The 18,476-nt window shown below is 57.7% G+C and carries 16 protein-coding genes; all 16 read right to left on the bottom strand.

What is annotated here, in order from left to right; all coding sequences use genetic code 11:
* Nucleotides 1-10: 10 nt before the first annotated feature.
* A complete protein-coding gene (locus tag F556_RS0112065; RefSeq protein WP_020617215.1) occupies nucleotides 11-784 on the bottom strand; it encodes an HAD family hydrolase in 774 nt (257 codons plus the stop codon).
* Between the two features lie 107 nt (nucleotides 785-891).
* Nucleotides 892-2,505: a gamma-glutamyltransferase family protein gene (locus F556_RS0112070; RefSeq protein WP_020617216.1), complete on the bottom strand. Its 1,614-nt coding sequence runs from the start codon at nucleotides 2,503-2,505 to the stop codon at nucleotides 892-894.
* 43 nt (nucleotides 2,506-2,548) lie between these two features.
* Nucleotides 2,549-3,331, bottom strand: a complete 783-nt coding sequence (locus F556_RS0112075) for an SDR family NAD(P)-dependent oxidoreductase (protein WP_020617217.1) — start codon at nucleotides 3,329-3,331, stop codon at nucleotides 2,549-2,551.
* On the bottom strand, nucleotides 3,328-4,875 hold the full coding sequence (locus tag F556_RS33805) for an FGGY-family carbohydrate kinase (protein WP_020617218.1): 1,548 nt from the start codon (nucleotides 4,873-4,875) through the stop codon (nucleotides 3,328-3,330). Before F556_RS33805 ends, F556_RS0112075 begins: the two co-directional genes overlap by 4 nt.
* Before the next feature lie 220 nt (nucleotides 4,876-5,095).
* Nucleotides 5,096-6,406, bottom strand: a complete 1,311-nt coding sequence (locus F556_RS0112085) for a Rieske 2Fe-2S domain-containing protein (protein ID WP_020617219.1) — start codon at nucleotides 6,404-6,406, stop codon at nucleotides 5,096-5,098.
* A 44-nt stretch (nucleotides 6,407-6,450) separates the two neighbouring features.
* Nucleotides 6,451-7,398, bottom strand: a complete 948-nt coding sequence (locus tag F556_RS0112090; RefSeq protein WP_020617220.1) for an acetamidase/formamidase family protein — start codon at nucleotides 7,396-7,398, stop codon at nucleotides 6,451-6,453.
* 30 nt (nucleotides 7,399-7,428) lie between these two features.
* Nucleotides 7,429-8,472, bottom strand: coding sequence for an ABC transporter substrate-binding protein (locus F556_RS0112095; protein WP_020617221.1), 1,044 nt, complete (start codon nucleotides 8,470-8,472; stop codon nucleotides 7,429-7,431).
* Between the two features lie 37 nt (nucleotides 8,473-8,509).
* Nucleotides 8,510-9,283 (bottom strand): ABC transporter permease, encoded by a 774-nt coding sequence (locus tag F556_RS33810; protein ID WP_020617222.1) that lies wholly within the window; start codon nucleotides 9,281-9,283, stop codon nucleotides 8,510-8,512.
* Between the two features lie 5 nt (nucleotides 9,284-9,288).
* Nucleotides 9,289-10,056 (bottom strand): ABC transporter permease, encoded by a 768-nt coding sequence (locus tag F556_RS33815; RefSeq protein ID WP_020617223.1) that lies wholly within the window; start codon nucleotides 10,054-10,056, stop codon nucleotides 9,289-9,291.
* The gene (locus tag F556_RS0112110) at nucleotides 10,053-10,931 is read right to left on the bottom strand and encodes an ABC transporter ATP-binding protein (RefSeq protein ID WP_157272721.1); all 879 of its coding nucleotides are present in this window, start codon (nucleotides 10,929-10,931) and stop codon (nucleotides 10,053-10,055) included. Before F556_RS0112110 ends, F556_RS33815 begins: the two co-directional genes overlap by 4 nt.
* Complete coding sequence (locus F556_RS0112115) at nucleotides 10,906-11,262, bottom strand: Rieske (2Fe-2S) protein (protein ID WP_020617225.1); 357 nt, start codon at nucleotides 11,260-11,262, stop codon at nucleotides 10,906-10,908. The genes F556_RS0112110 and F556_RS0112115 overlap by 26 nt, the downstream gene beginning before the upstream one ends.
* A gap of 276 nt (nucleotides 11,263-11,538) precedes the next feature.
* Nucleotides 11,539-12,618 carry an amidohydrolase family protein gene (locus F556_RS0112120; protein ID WP_020617226.1) on the bottom strand — a complete coding sequence of 360 codons (1,080 nt, stop codon included), beginning with the start codon at nucleotides 12,616-12,618 and terminating at the stop codon, nucleotides 11,539-11,541.
* 271 nt (nucleotides 12,619-12,889) lie between these two features.
* Nucleotides 12,890-13,633, bottom strand: a complete 744-nt coding sequence (locus F556_RS33820; RefSeq protein WP_020617227.1) for a DeoR/GlpR family DNA-binding transcription regulator — start codon at nucleotides 13,631-13,633, stop codon at nucleotides 12,890-12,892.
* A 1,011-nt stretch (nucleotides 13,634-14,644) separates the two neighbouring features.
* The gene (gene rlmN, locus F556_RS0112130) at nucleotides 14,645-15,733 is read right to left on the bottom strand and encodes a dual-specificity RNA methyltransferase RlmN (RefSeq protein ID WP_020617228.1); all 1,089 of its coding nucleotides are present in this window, start codon (nucleotides 15,731-15,733) and stop codon (nucleotides 14,645-14,647) included.
* Between the two features lie 160 nt (nucleotides 15,734-15,893).
* On the bottom strand, nucleotides 15,894-17,123 hold the full coding sequence (locus F556_RS36885; protein WP_020617229.1) for a PrsW family intramembrane metalloprotease: 1,230 nt from the start codon (nucleotides 17,121-17,123) through the stop codon (nucleotides 15,894-15,896).
* A gap of 286 nt (nucleotides 17,124-17,409) precedes the next feature.
* The gene (locus F556_RS0112140) at nucleotides 17,410-18,195 is read right to left on the bottom strand and encodes a glucose 1-dehydrogenase (protein ID WP_020617230.1); all 786 of its coding nucleotides are present in this window, start codon (nucleotides 18,193-18,195) and stop codon (nucleotides 17,410-17,412) included.
* Nucleotides 18,196-18,476 lie beyond the last annotated feature (281 nt).

An 18,476-nucleotide genomic window follows, 5' to 3' on the forward strand; every position in this document is an offset into this window, starting at 1 on the left:
TCTCCTTCTATTAGATGTGGACTGCTGCTGTTTCAATGAGGATATCGTCCAACGACTCAATAATGATACTGGCGCAGGGCAGCATCCGCTCTGCCATAACCGGATCATCGGGAATTCCGATGCCTATGCTGCCCGCGGCGCTCGCCATCGCCACATCGACGAAGGAGTCACCAATCATGGCAATCCGGGGAAGCGGCACCCCAGTCGTCCGCGAGATCAGCTCCAGCATATCGGGGTGGGGCTTGCCACGCTCTACGTCGACAGGCGTCACGATGCACGTCAGCCACTCAATCGGCACATGCCGACCAACCGAGCGGATCGTGCGATCGTAGTCATCCGAAGTAGCAATACCAAACGGGATCGCGGCCTGCTGCAGGCGGCAAAAGATATCGGGAAACCCCCGCTTCGGCTCCAGCGCCCCCTGCAGATCGAACTGCTCATCCGATTGCCGGAAGGCCGCCGCCGCCCGTTCCCGGGCGACCCCCCAGTCCCCGCCAGTCGATACCTTGAGCAGCGAAGCGGTCACGATAATTTCCTCCTGGGGAGGCGCCAGGGCAAAGATTCCGGCGGGATCGATGTCGAGCGCCGTCAGGCCCGTATGCGTGATACCCATCAGCTCGCACCATTCGGTCAAGCCCGCCTCCCCTAGCAGCGGCTGCAGCACGCGCATCCGTGCCTCGGCCAGGCGCTGCCAGAAATAACGAGCGTCAAAGAGCAGTCCATCCTTGTCGAAGATGACCAGATCCACCTCAAAGGTCTGTTCCTTCATCCGTAGTACAGCCATGCTACCTTCTCCTTTCGCAACGCGCGAACGCCATCACCAGTTCTATTGCTGCGTGTCATCCCTACAACTGACAGTCTCACCCGCAGAACACCGCCTCACCGCTCGCCTTACCACGTGGCCAACACGCCGTCGGTGCGGGGATCAGTGCCCCCGCAGAGGACACCGGTCTTCGGATCGCGCCAGATGATCTGGCCCCGGCCGAATAGCCCGGCATGCTCGGAGACAACCAGCTCGTGGCCCCGGGCGCGCAGCGCCTCAGCCAGCTCCGCCGGAAAATCCGGCTCAATCAGCACCTGGCGGTCCCTCTCCCAGCGCCAGCGCGGCGCATCCAGGGCAGCCTGGGGATTCAAACCTTCCTCGAGCGTGTGCAGCAGCACCTGCAGATGACCCTGCGGCTGCATGAAAGCCCCCATAACGCCGAACGGACCGATCGGCTGGCCGTCCTGCGAGAGGAAGCCGGGAATGATCGTATGATACGTCCGTTTGCCCGGCGCCAGGCAATTGGGGTGTCCCTCATTGAGAGTGAACGTGTGCCCCCGGTTATGCAGGCCGACACCGGTTTCCGGCACAACTAGGCCTGAGCCGAATTCCATATAGTTGCTCTGGATGTAAGAGACCATATTGCCTTCCCCATCCGCTGTCGCCAGATAGACCGTCCCGCCCCGAGGGACCGATCGCATCTCGGGCAGCAGTGCCTGCTCACCGATGCGTGCAGCCTTCTCCGCAGCCCAGGCCTCCGAGAGCAGATGGCTCACTGTCTCCTCCGGCATCTGGGCCGGGTCGGTGATCGCCCACAGGCCATCCTCGAAGGCCAGCTTCATCGCCTCAATTCGCTGGTGACAGGCCGCTGCCGGATCGTCCGGCGGCTCGCCCAGCGCCTTAAGAATATTAAGCGCCATCAGTGTTACGATGCCCTGGCCATTGGGCGGCAGCTCCCAGACCTCGCAATCGCGGTAATGGCTGCTGATCGGCGTCACCCACTCCGGCTGGAAGGCGGCCAGATCCGATTTGCGCAAATAACCGCCATGCTCGCGGGAGAATGCATCGATTCGGTCAGCCAACTCGCCCTCATAGAAATCCCTTGCTTGACTTTGCGCAATCCGCCGCAGCGTATCCGCATGACCCGGCGAAGCCCAAATCTCCCCGGGCTCCGGCGGCCTGCCGCCCGGCGCAAAGGTCTTGAACCAGGTAGCATACTGCTCGCCCTCGATGGCCTGTTCATATTCATAGAACGCCTTCTTCCAGAACTTGCTTGCGGTCGGCGATACGGCGTAGCCCTCCTCCGCATAACGGATGGCGGGCTCCAGCAGCTCATCGAAGGGCAGCCGCCCGAACCGCTCGGAGAGCGCCGCCCAGGCAGCAGGCGCACCGGGCACCGTCACCGGCGTCCAGCCGTAGACCGGCATCTCGGTAAGCCCTTGCGCCCGCAGCTTGGCGGCGGAGATGCCCATCGGCGCCGGACCACTGGCGTTGAGGCCATGCAGCCGGTCCTTCATCCAGACGAGGGCAAAGGCATCGCCGCCGATGCCGTTGGAGCATGGCTCCACGACCGTCAGGCAAGCCGCCGTGGCGACGGCAGCGTCGACGGCGTTGCCGCCTTTCTTCAGCATATCCAGCCCGGCCTGGGCCGCCAGATGCTGAGAGGCGGCAACCATCCCGGAGCGGGCATAGAGCGTGGTGCGTTTAGATGCATGGGGGTACCGCGAAGCGTCTGTGTTCATCTCTTTCTCCTCTCTGGCCCACTGAATCTGCCATCCACAGGGGCTATAGCAGATCAGCACCGCCGGTGACGTCCAGTGCTTCGCCCGTTATGAAATCCGCGCCCGGTGAAGCGAGGAAGACGACAGCCTTGGCTACGTCCTCCGCCTCCTCCAGACGACCGAGCGGCGTCATGCGAATGTACTCCTCGCGCACCGCCTCCGGCGTCATACCGCGCAGCTCAGCCTCCCAGAGCAGCTCGCGGCTCTGCATCCCCGTGTTCACATAGCCGGGACAGACACAGTTGACCGTAATCCCATCCGGAGCAAGCTCAATCGCCGCACTCTTGGTGAAGCCAACCACCGCCCACTTGGATGCTGCATAGTGCGCCAGCAGCGGGACGCCGCGCTTACCTGCCATGGAGGCGGTATTGACGATGCGGGAGGTCGGCTGCAGTTTCAGATAGGGGTAAGCCGCTTGCGTACAGAGGAAGATGCCCTTAATATTCACATCAAAATTAAAATCCCACTCTCGCTCCGTCAAATTCTCGATGCGGTTCATGGTCGACACGCCCGCATTGTTGACCAGAATGTCCAACTGGCTGTACTCGGCATGAATGTCGCTGAACACCCCGCTCACATGCTCCTTGCTCGTAACATCCAGTACACGCGATGTATGCGGTTTGTCTACCGGAGCAGCCAGCAGCGTGACCGTCTCGTGCGCAGCATCCCCGTTCACGTCGGTTGCAATCACCGTCGCGCCTGCCACTGCCAGATGAATGGCAATACTGCGGCCGATCCCGCTCCCCGCGCCTGTTACGACGGCTACCTGTCCGCCCAATGTCTTCATCCTCTGTGTCCTCCTGTCATGAGCTCATGCTGCTCTTGGCTGTATAATGCATTCACACGGGCAAACTGCGGCTGCAGCTGCGGATACAGCTCCCGGTAGATTTGGTACGCCCGGTCGTAGATGCGGCGCTGCTCCTCCTGCGGCTCGTAGTCCCGATACTCCGTCAGGAAGCTGTCAATCTCCCGCCACTCCTCCATGAGCCCCACTGATTTGCCTGCCAGAAAAGCGACGCCCAGCGCCGACCCCGGGTGTGCCGGATAGGCACGGATACGGACACCCAGCACATCGGCTGCAATCTGGCACCAGAATTTGCTCTTGGCACCGCCATTAGTCGCCAGTACCCGAGTCGGCTCACAGCCCAGCTCGCGGAGGACATCCAGATGATGACGGAAGCCGTAGATGACCGCCTCCAGGATGGCCCGGAAGATGTGACCTCTGCCGTGGGATAACGTCAGGCCGAACAACACGCCCCGGGCCTCGGGATCCAGAATCGGCGTCTTCTCGCCGAGAAAATACGGCAGGATGATCAAGCCGTCCGAACCCGCAGGGACCGCCGCCGCTTCCTTATCCAAGGTAGCGAATAGCTCCGGCGACGAATCCTGCAGCATTTCATTCGCATACCATTTCACGAGCGAACCACTGGAGGCCATACAGCCATTGAGCAGGTACGCCTCCGGAATGACGTGATAGTCAAAGAACAGCTGGGGATCCGGGCGAATGTCCTCCGTACAATAGAGGATATCGCCGGCACCGCCGAACTTGATCAGCAGCTCCCCGGGCTCGGTGATGCCCGCCGCCAGCGTCGAAGCCACATGGTCGGCACTGCCAGCAATAACCGGGATGCCTACCGGAAGACCCGTAAGCGCCGCGGCGGCTTCACTGATCCCGCCGATCACCGACTGCGATTCATACACGGGCGGCAGCACGGTCTCCGGCAGACCCAGCAGCGCAAGCGAGTCATCTAGCCAGCGCCGGCTGCGGATATCATACATGCCACTCTCAACCGCCCAATTGATCTCCAGTGCCCGAACGCCCGTCAGCTTGTAATTGATATAATCATACGAGCCCATCACGGTAGCGATGCCACGCCAGACTTCAGGCTCATGCCGCTTCACCCACAGCATCCGCGGCAGCACATGCTGCTGATTCGTATATCCGCCGGTGCGCCGGAACAACGCGTCCTGATCCAGCGTCTCCGTGACCTCAGCAATCTCAGCGACTGCGCGGGCATCATTCTGCTGGATGGTCGGCCGCAGCGGCTCACCCGCTTCGTCCAGTAGAACAATCGCCGGCACCATGCCGCTGACCCCCACTGCAACGATGCCGCCAGCTGCGTCAGGGACGCGCTCATGCATGCGGCGAAGACCCGTCTGTGTATTTTGCCACCACTCACCGGCATCCTCCTCGGCCCAGCCAATCTGCGGCGAACGCAGTTGCTGCGCCACACTCGTCTGATAGACGATGCGATCCCGCGAGAGGAGAATAATTTTGACCCCGGTGGTCCCGATGTCGATCCCCAATGTATACGATGGCAGCTCGCCCACCTCGCCTTCTCTTGTTGAATGCCGATCTAATGCGATGGTTCCCCGCCACTCCCATGTCCGGGGTTCCTCTCCAGAACACGGGTCCGCCTGTTTTGTATAGGCTTAAACGATCCCCGTGCCGCGCTATGTCTGATTATTGTCTCCGCGTTGTCTCGCACACTTCGGCGTACTTTTACAGGCATTCTTATGATGGCACTAACCATTCTCGCGTCTACCACAATCACGCTTTTACCGTGCTATCCTGCCCTGACTTGGCCTTCTCGCTCTTGACCGGAGCAAACGCCGGGTCCAGCGGGCAGGCTTCCTTCCAGGGAATGCCCTTGGGCGCAATAACGCCTTCGCTGTAGATTTTGTCCATCGGGATGTCCGGGTCCAGCCCCAGCGGCTTCTCGCCTTGCTCCATCCGTTTGAGTGATTTTAGAATCATCCGCCGCAACGCAATGACCCCAACATCGCTGGTCCCCAGATGCTCGCGGGAACGGTCAACGATCGGTCCCATGCTCTCGGTCACGGCGTGGTCCTGATTGCTGATGCCGACGATACCAGAGAAATTGCCCGCCTTCATCATCTCCCGGTCCTGCTGGTAGTTGTTGCTCTTGTTGTAGAGCTTGCGGTAGTTCTCATCCACCCAGAGCCCGCGCCGTTCCTTCTGCGTGTCATGATTGAGCGGACGATCCAGGGTGAAGTGGATGTCGTAGGACCATGTCGTATGATCGTCGATCGGCACATAGGCGTGGAACAGATGATCCTCCTCCTTGACCCGCGGGGTGTAGGCGAAGCTCGGCATCAGAATCGGCGCCTCCAGAATGAACTGCTCCTCCTCCCCCGACTGCCCGACGAACATATTGCGGAAGCCGTAGGTGGTCGGTTCCACCGTCAACAGCGGGTTGTGGGAGGTGACAAGCGGATGCGACGGATTGATGCCCAGCTCGGTGCTGAGCGCCCCCTCCTTCATGTCCTGCTCCTGCAGGGCCAGATGGGCAAAAGCGGCGTGCATATAATCGATCTCATTCTCCCAAATCTGCAGATAGTTGCACTCCTGGTACACCTTGGCCACCATCCGGTGCGACTCGGGCAGCGAGGTCCAGATTAGGTTGGGAAACGGCGGCTGCTCCTCGGCAAGTCCCATGTAGGTCCAGACCAGACCGCCCGCCTCATGGATCGGGTAGCTTTTCTGTTTGATTGTATCTTTGAATTTGCTGTAGTCAGGCTCCGAAGGCATATTCGTGCATGAGCCATCCGTATCGAATGCCCAACCGTGATAGATACAGGTCAGGCCACAATCGTCGTTGCGGCCCAGCGCCAGGGAGGTTCCCCGATGCGGACAAAATTCCCCGACCAGCCCAACCTTGCCCCCGCTGTTGCGAAAAGCAACCAGGCGCTCGCCGAGCAGCTTGACGGGCACCGGCGCCCCGCCGGGCTTGAGCTCCTCCGAGAGCAGTGCCGGGAGCCAGTAGCTGCGGAATAGCGCGCCAAGCGGCGTGCCTGCCCCGACCTGGGTGATGCGCTCGTTATCTTTGTGTGACAGCATGTGTTCATCCCTCCATGGTGTTGGACATCTGCGTACGCCCGGGGTCAGCCAGCTTGCGCCGGACCGATCACCGACGTGTCGAGCATCCCGTGGACACCCTTGACGCCGTTGACGACCTGGGTAATATGAAAATCGGCGGCCAGACTGCACAGGCGGTACGCTTCCTTGTATGACAAGCCATATTGCGTCTCCAGCAGCTCGATCATGTGCCGGGTGGCGGCCACCAGCGCCCCTGTCAGACTCTCTTCCAGCCCCATGCTGATCAGGAGATGACCGCGTCTTGCATACGGCCACCGCTGATCCGTGCCCTTCAGGAGCTCAAAGTGAAACTCCCCCTCCAGGGCGGTCTCAATTGCCGTTACGTCAATCTCGCCATCACCCTGGGCGCCGTGCCCGTCGCCGGCATAGAAGAACGCGCCTTCCCGCATAACAGGCAAGTACAGCGTTGTACCTTCAATCAGCTGCTTGTTGTCGAGGTTGCCGCCGAAGCGACCCGGCGTGATGCTCGATACCCGGCCCCAGCTCTCCGGCGGGGCTACGCCCATGATGCCGAAGAACGGGCGGGTCGGCAGCTGCAACCGGCCCAGCTGGGCCGTGCTGCGATCTTCGTTATAAGTAAGAATGGCAGTATCCGGTTCATCAAACGCATGGTACAGCAGTCCTGACATCGGACCGATATAGTTAAAACCGTAAGGCGCATCAATTTGAATTCGGTCCATACGCACTACGAGGGTGTCCCCGGGCTCGGCGCCCTTCACTGCAACCGGCCCCGTCAGGATATGAACCCCGGCTCCCCGATCCGTCACGTGCTCATGGATGCTGCGCAGCTCCGGCGAAATCCAGGCTGCCGGCACGGGATCATCCGGTGAACCAGCGACCGAGCGCAGCACGAGCGAATCGCCAGGTTCAATCTCCAAGGCCGGCTCCTGCGCCCCGCCGACATATCCCCAATGAACCGTTTCGGGCGAGGGATTCAAGTGATGTTTGGCCATCTGAGACGTCCCTCCTTGTCTGCTCTGCTGTTAGTCCGCGATTCGGCTGACGAATTCCTGATCCAGTACCTGACTAATATCAATCTTCTCCGGCACTGCGCCGGTTGAGGACAAAATCTCGTTGTAGTTCTCGATTTCATCAACTGCCGAGTCGTCCATGAACACCTCCAGCCGGAGCTGGGCCAGCCGCTCGGCCATCTCTTCCTCCGTCAGCTGGGTCGCGGCGCCAATGATCTTGCCGGCCTCCTCCGGGTTTTCCTCCAGGAACGTCTGCGCCTGCTGCAATGCGCGGATCAGCCTGCCGTAGGCGGCCGTGTACGCCTCATCCGACAGCGAGCCCTTCGAGACAAGCAGGTACGTTGTATTGGGAATGCCCAGTTCGCCGGAGGTGGTGATCAGCTTGACCTTGTCACCAAGCGCCTTCACCGCGTTGGCCGGGAACGGATCCCACAGTGCAAAAGCATCAATATCGCCGCGCGCCATCAAGGCTACCATCTCCGCTGGTCCGGTCTGCGTCACACTGTAGTCATCCCGCGTCAGGCCGGCATCGGCCAGGTACATATTTTCCAGCACATACTGGCTGACCGAGCCCGGTACGATCCCGATGCTCCGCCCCTTCAGATCCTCAGGCCCCTCGACGTCGCTGCTGACGACAATGCTGACCGCTTCGGGCTGCTGGCTAACCGCTGTCAGTCCAGTGATGCCGATGTCGACACCCCGGATTGGGAACGTGTCCGCTGCCCCGAAGGCCACCTGGATCTGTCCGGCCTGCAGGGAATCGACCGCCTCCGCGCCATTGGCGAACGAGACAATCTCATAATCCAGTCCCTGATCGGAGATAAAGCCCTGATCATCCGCAATGAATAGCAGGCCCGAGGAAGGACCGGATTCCCGGGAGATTCGCAGCGACGGCAGCTCCACAGCAGGCTCTGCCCCGCCATTGTTCACCGCATTTGTGCCTTCAGACGATCCTTGCGTCGATCCTGAGGTGCCCGTGCTCGCGCTGTTGCCGCAAGCCGCTACGACCAGACTCACTGCCATCACCATAACTGCAACGTACAGTTTGATTTTCATCCTGCTCATCTCTCCACTCTTTTTATATAGGATGCCTTTAGAGTTGATCCAGAAAATAGCGCCGACCGATTCGCTTAATCGCCTGCCTGAATGTATAGTCAATCGCGATGCCCAGCAGTCCGACGAGAATCGTACCGACGAAGATTTGATCCATCCGCATATACACACTGCCATACTTGATGATGTAGCCGACCCCCGACGTTGCATCCATCATCTCGGCCGTCACGATCGTCAGGAAGCTGTAGCTCATGCCGATCCGTGCCCCCGCCAGGATGCTTGGTACTGTGGAGGGGACAATAATTGTCCGAAACAACCGGAAGCCACTGGCCCCCATGGCACGGGCTGCGCGGATTTTCACCTCATCGATGCTCGCCACCCCGGTCATGATGTACAGGAACGAGCCGAAGAAGGAAGCATACGTCAGCAGAATCAGCTTGGACATCTCACCCGTGCCGAACCAGAGAATAATCATGCTGAGCCAAGCGACCGGCTCGACGAACCGGAGTGGGAACAACAGCGGCTGGATGCCTCTGCGCAGCCATCCGATCATACCGAGCGCCCAGCCAATGCACGTGGCGAGCAACAGGCCAAGCAGCCACCCAGCGCAGAGCCGCAGCAGACTGACGCCCAGACTTTCAAATATCAGACCGTTCTGCAGCATTTGTACGAAGGCGTCCCACACCTGCGCAGGCGGCGGCAGGAACAAGGACGGCACCACCTCCATAGCTGACATGGACGCCCAGAGAGCCAGTGCCACCGCGAAGGGCAGTAGGATCAGCAAGGCTTGCATGCCTTTGGATTGCAGCTTCATCTCCATCACCCCCGCAACATAAATCGATAGCCAAAGATTCGAAATGCCAATCGTACCACCGTGTCCGCAAGTACGCCCATCAACCCGAGGGTCAGCACGCCGAGCAGCGCCACATCCGTCTGATGCAGCACCCGGGCGCTCCAGATCATCTGACCGACACCTTCCTGGGCCGCCAGCGTCTCAATGCCGACAATACTCATGAAGGCAAAAGCGAGCGAGCCACGCATGCCCTTGAGTGCTTCCGGGATAACCGATGGGATGAGTACGCCCCAGAATATCCGTAGCGGCCCCGCGCCCATGGAGCGGGCGGCCTGCAGCCGGGCAGGCGCTACGCGCTGCACCGCCTCGGCGATATTGATGGCGACGACGAGCGCCACCCCGTAACCGATAATAAGAATTTTGATCGTTTCGCCTACACCCAGCCAGATGACCAGAATCGGCACAAGCGCCACCGCCGGGATCACCCGGAAGAACTGCATCGGTGAATAGATGATCGTGCCAAACCACCGATAACGCCCCATCACGATGCCCAGGACGAGCCCGAAGAGACTGCCCAGCCCCCAGCCCAGCATGACGCGCTGGTAGCTGGCTCCGACGGTCACGAGATACTCACGCGTTTGAATCTGTTCAAAGAATAACAGCAGGACCCGGATCGGACCTGGTAGAAAAGAAGGTCCGGACAGCCAGGCGGCAATCTGCCACAGGAGGAGAAAACACAAGGTGCCAAGCAGACCGATCAGCCATCGCCAGCTTAAGGGCCGCCGCGAGGTCATAGGACATGCACACTGGCCTTGAAGGGATTGTCGATCTCATCCAACAGGCGGTTGTACAGATTGGCGAAGGGCTCTGTCATCCGCTCTCTTGGATAAGGGAGATCCACGGGAAGATCAGCCTTGATATTGGGCTCCGGCGCCCGGGCCATGACGATGACACGATCCGCCAGCAGGAGCGCTTCCTGAATGTCATGCGTGATGAAAAGCACGGTCTTGCCGGCCTTGCGGCAGAGTGCCGAGAGCTCCTGCTGCAGATACGTGCGCGTCTGCGCATCTAGCGCTGCGAACGGCTCATCCATGAGTAGAATCTCTGGATCGCCTGCCAGAACCCGGGCAATCTGCACCCGCTGCTTCATGCCGCCGGATAACTCCCCGGGAAATTTGGCGCCATGCTGCTCCAAGCCGACCTGCTTCATCCAATAGTGAATGCGCTCCTTCATCTCAGCCTTGGGCAGCCGCTTCATCTTCAAGCCATAGGCGATATTCTCTTCCACCGTCAGCCACGGAAACAAGGCCGTATCACTCTGGAACACAACTCCCCGCTCCGGGCCTGGCCCCTTGATGGCCTTGCCATTCATCCGGATCTCACCCTCGCTCGGCTCCTCGAAGCCTGCAACCATGTTCATCAGCGTTGTTTTGCCGCAGCCGCTTGGACCCAGCACGCAGAGAAAACCACCCCGCTCCAGCTTCAGATTCACTTCCCGAACGACCTTCACTTTCTCTTTGGTATGCCGCTGATATTCCTTGCCGATATTGACGAATTCCAGTGCGGTCTCCCGCGCCTCCGGGATGGAAGGCAGGTGTTTGGCAGCCATCGCAGACATGGCATCTCTCTCCTTTTGAGTCAGATTAACAATGAAGAACCACATACCCATCCTCTACCGTCACCTCGTAATGCTTCACCCGGCTCTGTCGGTCCGCGACCAGCGCATCACCACTGGTTACATCGAACTCCCACCTGTGCCAGGGGCAGCGAAGAATCTCGCCTTTGCGCCCGTAGTCGTACTCCCCCACGCAAGAGGGAAGATTGGTCCCCGTCAGCTCCCCGTCGGACAACCGGGCGCCCTGATGCGGGCAGACATCCCGCAGAGCCTGGTAACTGCCGTCCGGGGTCCGCACCAGCACAAAAGCTCGTTTGCCGACTTCCACACTGCGCTTGCTCCCCGGGTTCATCTCCTCTTCCCTGCACACGATATGCTTCTTCACCTGCGGCTTCCTCCTTTTCAAACACGCTAAGGCTGGTGATAAAGAAAAGCCTACAGTCACGGATCGATCTTCCGATCGCTGTTGTCCCCAGATTTCTTTGATTTTCCCCCCTTCTTGGGGTGAAATCCGGGGACAAAGGCGAACGCTTCGCTTCTCCAGATTCGATTCCGTGCCTCTCCGGCCTTTTTTCAACAGCCTGAATCTTTAGACACTCTATTCTGAATATTCAGAATAAAATAAATGCACAAATGCTTGGCCCGCTATTCACTGACATCCTTAAGTCAATCCGTAGAACTTGGCGGCATTTTCGTAGAAAATCTTGCGCTTCAGCTCCTTGCTGAAGCTAGTCGGCAGGGAACGCAGCGGCGAGTCAAAATCCCAATGCGGATAATCCGTCGAGAACATCAACAGCTCGTCGCTGTCCATCAGCTCCACCATCTTGAGCATGTGCATCGGATCAGGGTCTTCGATGGGCTGCGTCGCAAAGCGGAAGTGCTCCTTCACATATTCGCTCGGCAGCCGCTTGACCCACGGAACTTCGAGCCGCAGCGACTTGTAGTTCTGATCCATCCGCCACATCAGCGACGGCAGCCAGGAGAAGCCACCCTCCAGCATCGCAATCCTTGTCCCCGGATACTTGTCGAACACGCCGTTCACGATCAGATTAACGACGGAGGCCATGAACGCTTGCGACAAAATCGTATGCCACTCGATATAGTAGCGCGGCTGCCCGAATGGACTGCGAACCGAGTTGCCCTGGTGCATAGCGACGACCAATCCTTTGCGCTCGGCGGCTTCATAGATGCCGTGGTAGAAAGGATCGCCGTAAGCCGCTGTGCCGATCGGCAGCAGCACCTGCACCATGCGCGGATGATCGGCCATCCGCTCAATCTCCCGTACGGCCAGCTCTGGAATCTGGGGCGCAACGTGAATGGAGCCGAGAAAACGTTCATCCTTATCTAGCCAATGCTCGACCATCCAATCGTTATAGGCTGAGGCTAGCGCTGCCGCTAGCTCGAACTGGGCCTCCATGGTGGCCGGGTAGAACAATCCTGTCAGCATTGCCTTGTGGATATCGTACTTGTCCATGAGCTGCTCCTGCAGCACGCCCAGATCCGAGCCCGGCACATTACCGTTCGGGAGCAGCGAATCGAGCTTGGAGCCGCCGATCGGATGAATATACTTCAGCTCTCCCCAACCCGTCCAATGCTCCATGTAGCTCAGGAACGGCTCCTTCATATACGGGAGCAGCTCTTGGATCGAAGCGAACCTTTCGTGCACATCCGTGTCGATAATCGGGACGGTCTCGGTCCGGTTGGTCTCACGCTGCTCCGGACTCACTTGGCTAATCGTCATCCCTGCTTCAGCCTCCCCACCAATATTATGTTATATAACCTAACACATTTGCTAGGCGAACTAGCTTTGGTAGTTCCGATTATAGAACGTTTTTGAATATGTGTCAACTATAATCACATAATGATCTTTAATCAATCAAGTTTTGATCAATTTTAATCGGACATACTGCCGACACAACAGCGATAACGTCATATTATCTAACTTAAACATAACAAAAAAAGCCTGCCCGGCTGCACCGTGCAGCTAAGCAAGCTAGACTCATCTAATCCTTCTACACAATCGTCAAACGGCCGTGGAAACCCAACTCCTCGCCGGAAGTCGGAATCGCCGTTGTCACTAACTCGTCAATCTCATTGTAGTCGCACACCTTCACTAGCGAGGCACCGCCATATTTGGAGCCATCCGCCAGTGCAATCACCTTCTTTGATCGTTCGATCATATGGCGCTTGATCTCAACCTCTTCCAAATTAAAATCCGTCGGACCTTGCTCGGCATTAAACCCTGCCAGCCCCATGAAGAAGCGGTCAAAGTTGAACTGGCGTATCGTTTCCTTAGCTAGCGTCCCCACCATCGACTGCTCCGACTTGCGGAAGCGTCCCCCGATGACATAGACGTTATGCTGGCTACGGGAGAGAATAAAGGCAATTTGAAGAGAGTAGGTAAACACGGTCAGATTGGACATTTTCAGCAGCTCTTTGGCCAGCTCCGCATTCGTCGTCCCAGCGTCGAGCGCAATCACCTCGCCTTCCGCAATCTGACTGGCTGCATACTGGGCGATCCGCTTCTTGTCATCCTGGTTGTGTCGGGAACGCTGATTGAACAGCGGTTCAAAGCCCAGTCCAGGCAATGACGCCCCGCCCCGCTGCCGCAGAATTACCCCATCCTGCTCCATCGCAGCCAGGTCGCGCCTCACAGTCGGTTCCGACACCTGCAGCAGCACAGCCAGCTCTTCCACCGTCAGCGGCGACTTCTCTTGCAGAAAAGCAAGGATTCGTTCTTCGCGCATGTTGGTCATAGCATCGTTTCCTTTTTTTCTTTTCACTATACCATAACCCATGATCATTTGTGTGCGAAATAATCAATTTCGATCAACATCATTCTTTCAACTCGTATCGCTGGCATAATGCTAGGGCTCCCCCCAGCGTCCCGGCCTCGGCCACAACCTCATACCGCTCCCCATCCTGGCTTGCCCAGCCGGCGACCTACTACCAGGCGTCGCCTACCCTGCGCTTCCTCGCTGCCCTCCCGGCTAATGGCCATATATGCGCTTATTTGCCCTGAAAAGGTAGCTCATCATTTCTAACGGCCATATTTACGCCTATTGTGGCCAAACAGACCGTTGGAGCCTCGAAAACCCTCCAATAACTGCGCTGGTGGCCGTTAGAATTCAAAGTGACTCGATTTGGGCGAAATAGCGGCTGTGGTGGCCGTTAGAGCAGAGGAGGGTGGTTGCGCCCAGCCGCCGACCTACTGCTAGGCGTCACCTATCCTGCGCGTCCTCGCTGCCCTCCCGGCTAATGGCCATATATGCGCTTATTTGCCCTGAAAAGGTAGCTCATCATTTCTAACGGCCATATTTGCGCCTATTGTGGCCAAACAGACCGCTGGAGTCTCGAAAACCCTCCAATAACTGCGCTGGCGGCCGTTAGATTCAAAGTGACTCGATTTGGGCGAAATAGCGGCTGTGGTGGCCGTTACAGGGCTAATGCGTTTTACTATTAGCAACGTTGGGCTGGTGTACTTTTGAGAAGCTCTTGCGCGGCGTCACCCGACTATTGCGCTAATCCAACTGCCATTCGGCATCTATTCCCGTTCTTCTGCCCGCCTCAGCCCAATCCAACTGCCAAATAACAGCTATCCCGACATGTGGTCTTCTCGTCGCGCCACGCCGCAAGTACATTCTCGCTACGGCCACCACAGGCACCACATGCCTGACCACCCCCGCACTAGACAACTCCGCGCATGCCAAAAACGACGCCCACCGCAAGGCAGGCGCCGCTCTGGCTCATGCTATCTAGCTATCCACTCACACTGTGGCGCCGCGTCGTTCGGAATCCCGGTCAGCCTTGACCTGCTTGCTCCGCAGCTGGCCGCAGGCGGCATCGATGTCGGCGCCATGCTCCAAGCGAACGCTGACACTGACCTGCTGCTTCTTAAGCGTATCGAAGAACGCTCGCACTGCCTCCTGCGCCGGGCGCTGGTATTGCCCATGCTCATCGACAGGGTTGTACGGAATGAGATTGACGTTGACGAGCGGCCGGCGGCTGCCGATCAGCTCCGCCAGCTCCAGCGCATGCGCTTCGCCGTCGTTGATCCCTTTGAGCAGAATGTACTCCAGCGTCAGGCGCCGGTTGGTCCGCTCCAGATAGTAGTCGATAGCGTCCATCAGCTTCTCAATTGGAATCGCACGATTAATCTTCATAATGCGCGTCCGTAGCTCATTGTTCGGCGCATGCAGCGAGATCGCCAGATTCACCTGAAGGTCGCTGTCGGCGAACTCCCTGATTTTGTCTGCCAGCCCGCTGGTGGAGACAGTGATATGTCGGGCACCGATCGCCAGCCCTTTGTGATCCTTGATCGTGCGGAGGAAATCACTCAGGTTGGCGTAGTTGTCGAACGGTTCACCGATCCCCATCACTACGAGATGCGTGACCCGTTCGCCCTTGCCCGCCGCATCCAGATAGAGCTGCACCTTAACGACCTGCTCCGTAATCTCGCCTGCCGTCAGATCCCGACTCTTGGGCAGCAGTCCACTCGCGCAGAAGCTGCAGCCAATATTACAGCCGACCTGTGTAGTGACGCAGACGGACAGACCAAACTTGTGGCGCATCAGCACAGTCTCAATCAGATTGCCGTCCTCCAGCCGGAACAGGAACTTCACAGTGCCATCCTCGGATTCCTGCCGTGTATGCTCCTGCAGCGTCGAGATTGTGAAGTGTTCATTCAACAGCGGCAGGCAGTCCGGATGCACCTCCGCCATAGCCGCAAAGTCGGTTTCCCGCTGACGATACAAGCCTTCCCAGACTCGGGTGGCCCGAAACTTTTTATGTCCTCGCTCGCCCAGCCACTGGGTCAGCTGGTCCTGCGTTAATCCATAGATGGATGGTTTATTCATGGTTACCCTCTTTTCAAAAATAGCGCATCGGACGTCGCGGTATGACTACCCGCGGCACACGCAACACACCTGTGCATTCACAGCCTATTGTCCCAAATTTCCGCCGGGAACACAAGAGGATGCCCCTGCCAACATGGCAAAGACATCCCATACATATGGCTTATATCGGCCGATAATCCTCTTGCTTCACATCGCCCGGGGCCGGTTCACCCGCAGCCCCCTTGTTCTCGATCTCCCGCTCTTTATCCTTGATGTATCGTTTCTTCAGCTTACTCACCTGCTGGAGCCCCACATGAATCATCGCAAAGGCAATGATCCAGGAGATCAACGTCAGCAGCAGGTGGCTGACTGGAAACAAGGTGCCGCTGATACCAGAGTTCCAGGTGGCATGGAGGACAACGACGATAATAAAGATGCGCAGGAACCTGGAGTCCTTGAGCATCCCCCAGTCCCAAGCCCCCCGCCCTTTGACCATACAGATTGCAGCTCCCGAGAGTGCCGCCCAAACGATATGTCCACCTGGGGCCAACAGTGCCCGCAAGAAGATAGTCGAGAACATCTCACTTGATCCCGCAGCCCCCATCCGCAGGGCATAGCCCGCCGACTCAAAAGCAGCAAAGCCTGTGCCGACCGCCGCACCCACGAGCAGTCCGTTCAGGATGTAATGGTCCTTGGGACGCTTGCGCAGACACCACAGGATTGCCAGTACCTTGGCCACTTCTTCAATAATGCCTACGACGATTGGAGCCACAGCGAGATTTCCAACGGTCTCGAAGAACAACAGCGCAATAATGAGCGACAGGATGCCGCCGATGAACACATAATACATTAACCGGTACAGCGGAATATTCTGCGGTGCGTTAATCTCCCAGAAGAAAATCAGCAAGGCAACCGGCACTACAAACGACCCCACAATGATCAGACCCGGCAGCAAATTGGCATTCTCAAAAAATAAAAAGCCAAAATAAAACCCAAGGAAGCCGATGAGTCCCACAATAAAAATCCGCATAAACAACCACGGCTTCGGCCAAGTATCAATTAATTGATCCATGGTAGGCGTTGTCGAAGAAGTCCCCGCAATAAAGAGCCGTTCGGCGTCTTCCTCTGTATGCTTCTTGAAGGTGTCAGTAAAGATATCCTTAATCTTGATCTCGACCTTTTCTTCAAAACCAGCCACCCGGTGCAGCTTATCTGCAAAATCCTGAAAGATACCACCGCCCGACGTTGTCCTCGTTTCCCCCTCAGCGGGACCCGCCGACGCCTCTTGCCGCTGTCCGGCACCAGCCGTCTCCGCCGAGGCCGCCGCTTCCGCCGTGGCCAGCTCGTTGCCGCAACCCGGACAGAAGCGCGCACCCTCTCCCGCCTTGTATCCACACGAAGGACAGAACATGACGCCACTCCCTTCATCTCATCCATGTTAAGATTTACTATATCTTACAGCACTAATATCAATCATACCATAACCCATCCTCACCCGGGCGAAACGTCCGTACCATCATATGTAATCGACAGGGCCGCCATGCCGTTTCCGTCTGCAGACAGAAAGAGACCCGCAGCCTGCAGCCGCGGGTCCAATGTATATCTATCATAAAGGGGGGTCAGTTATTAGTATAGGCTCGTTATCTTAAATGAACCTGAAAATTCAGTTGCAGCTTCATTACATTTCATGGGTGCAATTAGTATTTGGCCGACTGTGCGCCATCAATCGGAATAATCGTTCCGTTCAGGAATGGCGAATCGCCCGATAGCAGATAAGCGACCAAGTGACCAATTTCCTCCGGTTTGCCCAGCCGCTTGGCCGGATTCTCCTTCACAAATTCCTTGGCTGCAGATTCCCAATCATTCGGATTGATCTGCTTGAACGAGCCAATCACCATATCCGTCAGGATTGCACCCGGTGCAATCGCATTCACACTGATACCATGCTCGGCATATTCGATGGCCGCGTCCTTGGTCATCCCGGCAACTGCATGCTTGCTGGCCCCGTAGGCAATCTGATTCATGACAGCGCGGATTCCGCCCACCGATGAAGTGTTGACGATATAGCCGCTCTTCTGCTGCTTCATGACAGGCAGGACGTGCTTCAGTCCATAGAAGACACCCTTGAGATTGATTGCAATGACCTTGTCAAAAATACTGCTGTCGTAGTCCTCGGTCAAGGCCTGCTTGCCTTCGATACCGGCATTGTTGAAGAAGCCATCGACCCGTCCAAAACGTTCCATCGTCTCGCTGACGTACCGCTGAACAGCCGCTTCATCCGACACGTCAGCAGTTAGAAGCAATATTTCTCCGGCAGCGCCCGAATCCGTAATTTGCTGCTTGGTTGCTTCCAGACCCTCCATCTTAATATCAACCAGCGACAGATGAGCGCCCTCCGCTGCCAGCTGCAGCGCAGCTGCCCGCCCCAAGCCAGATCCGCCCCCTGTAATCACGACCACTTTGTTATTAAACCGTCCTGCCATTCCTACTCCTCCTTGTATGCATAGCTGTACTCCTTCGCTAGTATGGACAGAGAGCGCTGGATTTATCAGCCTTTTCTGGGGACGGGTGTCGTGTTATGCTAGAGGAGTCATTTCCATAGAAAAAGGATGCGAGAAAGCATGTCCCATTACATTCGTTATATGCGTTTAAGGTAAGCAAGGCACAACGGGAAAAGCGTCGGGCACTCGTAAAAAAACGAGCATAGCCGCGCTTATTTGTTGTGCCCTTTTGCATTCACCTAAAACGAATGAATGGGGTGCTT

It is taken from the genome of Paenibacillus daejeonensis DSM 15491 (genome assembly GCF_000378385.1).
Lineage (GTDB): Bacteria > Bacillota > Bacilli > Paenibacillales > Paenibacillaceae > Paenibacillus_D > Paenibacillus_D daejeonensis.

Bases quoted from the DNA above. Each gene is read 5' to 3' on its own strand.
- F556_RS0112065 (WP_020617215.1), bottom strand. From the start codon at position 784: ATGGCTGTACTACGGATGAAGGAACAGACCTTTGAGGTGGATCTGGTC.
- F556_RS0112070 (WP_020617216.1), bottom strand. From the start codon at position 2,505: ATGAACACAGACGCTTCGCGGTACCCCCATGCATCTAAACGCACCACG.
- F556_RS0112075 (WP_020617217.1), bottom strand. From the start codon at position 3,331: ATGAAGACATTGGGCGGACAGGTAGCCGTCGTAACAGGCGCGGGGAGC.
- F556_RS0112085 (WP_020617219.1), bottom strand. From the start codon at position 6,406: ATGCTGTCACACAAAGATAACGAGCGCATCACCCAGGTCGGGGCAGGC.
- F556_RS0112090 (WP_020617220.1), bottom strand. From the start codon at position 7,398: ATGGCCAAACATCACTTGAATCCCTCGCCCGAAACGGTTCATTGGGGA.
- F556_RS0112095 (WP_020617221.1), bottom strand. From the start codon at position 8,472: ATGAAAATCAAACTGTACGTTGCAGTTATGGTGATGGCAGTGAGTCTG.
- F556_RS33810 (WP_020617222.1), bottom strand. From the start codon at position 9,283: ATGAAGCTGCAATCCAAAGGCATGCAAGCCTTGCTGATCCTACTGCCC.
- F556_RS33815 (WP_020617223.1), bottom strand. From the start codon at position 10,056: ATGACCTCGCGGCGGCCCTTAAGCTGGCGATGGCTGATCGGTCTGCTT.
- F556_RS0112110 (WP_157272721.1), bottom strand. From the start codon at position 10,931: ATGGGTATGTGGTTCTTCATTGTTAATCTGACTCAAAAGGAGAGAGAT.
- F556_RS0112120 (WP_020617226.1), bottom strand. From the start codon at position 12,618: ATGACGATTAGCCAAGTGAGTCCGGAGCAGCGTGAGACCAACCGGACC.
- F556_RS33820 (WP_020617227.1), bottom strand. From the start codon at position 13,633: ATGACCAACATGCGCGAAGAACGAATCCTTGCTTTTCTGCAAGAGAAG.
- rlmN (WP_020617228.1), bottom strand. From the start codon at position 15,733: ATGAATAAACCATCCATCTATGGATTAACGCAGGACCAGCTGACCCAG.
- F556_RS36885 (WP_020617229.1), bottom strand. From the start codon at position 17,123: ATGTTCTGTCCTTCGTGTGGATACAAGGCGGGAGAGGGTGCGCGCTTC.
- F556_RS0112140 (WP_020617230.1), bottom strand. From the start codon at position 18,195: ATGGCAGGACGGTTTAATAACAAAGTGGTCGTGATTACAGGGGGCGGA.